The 998-nt window shown below is 67.7% G+C and carries 1 protein-coding gene; it reads left to right on the top strand.

Features of this window, described 5'->3' with window-relative positions:
- Positions 1-16: 16 nt before the first annotated feature.
- A partial coding sequence (locus tag G6048_RS48280) for an AMP-binding protein (RefSeq protein WP_235991169.1) occupies positions 17-998 on the top strand: 982 nt, incomplete at its 3' end.

Below are 998 nucleotides of genomic sequence, written 5' to 3'. Positions count from 1 at the left end.
GGATGCGGTGGCGGTCATGTGCGGCGACGAGCGTGTCAGTTATGGCGAGTTGAATGCCCGGGCGAACCGGCTCGCTCGCGTGCTGGTCGGTCACGGTGTGGGTCCGGAGCGTCTGGTCGGGCTGGCGTTGCCGCGGTCGGCGGACATGGTCGTGGCGGTGCTGGCGGTGCTGAAGGCCGGCGGTGCCTTCCTGCCGATCGACACCGACTATCCGGGTGAGCGGATTGCGTTCATGCTGCGGGACGCGGAGCCGGTGTGTGTGCTGACGACGGGTGGGGTGGCTTCGGGGCTGCCGGTGTGGGACGCCGGGCGCGTGCTGTGTGTGGACGATCCTGCCGTGATGGCCGCGGCGGAGTCCATGGCGGAGGTGGACCTCACCGATCAGGACCGGAGCGGAGCTCTGCTGCTGACCGGTCTGGCGTATGTGATTTACACGTCGGGGTCGACGGGTCGGCCGAAGGGTGTGAGTGTCACGCACACCGGGCTGGCCAGTATGGCGGCGATGTACGCCGACCGGTTCGGTGTGGGTGTGGGCAGTCGGGTGCTGCAGTTCGCTTCGCCGAGTTTCGACGCTTCTGTGTGGGAACTGATGGTGGCGTTGCTGTCGGGTGCGGGGCTGGTGGTGCCGGATGCCGGTTCAGGTGTGGATGTGGCGGGCCGTCTGGCGAGCCTCGTGCAGGAGCATTCCGTCACTCATGCCCTACTCGTGCCGAGTGTGTTGGCTGGTGTGGTCCCTGCGGACCTGGCAAGCCTTGCGGTCCTGGTGGTCGGTGGTGAGCCGTGTGCGCCGGATGTGGTGGCGCGGTGGTCGGCGGGCCGGCGGATGTTCAACGCGTACGGTCCGACCGAGACCACCGTGGACGCCTTGGTCAGTGATGTGTTGGTGGGTGGGGTGGTTCCGCCGATTGGCCGGCCGGTGTGGAACACGCGGGTGTATGTGCTGGATGGGGGGCTGCGGTTGGTGGCTCCGGGTGTGGTGGGTGAGTTGTATGTGGGTG

The sequence above is a fragment of the Streptomyces ureilyticus genome (assembly GCF_011045025.1).
Classification (GTDB): domain Bacteria; phylum Actinomycetota; class Actinomycetes; order Streptomycetales; family Streptomycetaceae; genus Streptomyces; species Streptomyces ureilyticus.
The sequence above is the reverse complement of the archived record's forward strand: the minus strand, read 5'-3'. Positions and strand labels throughout refer to the sequence as shown.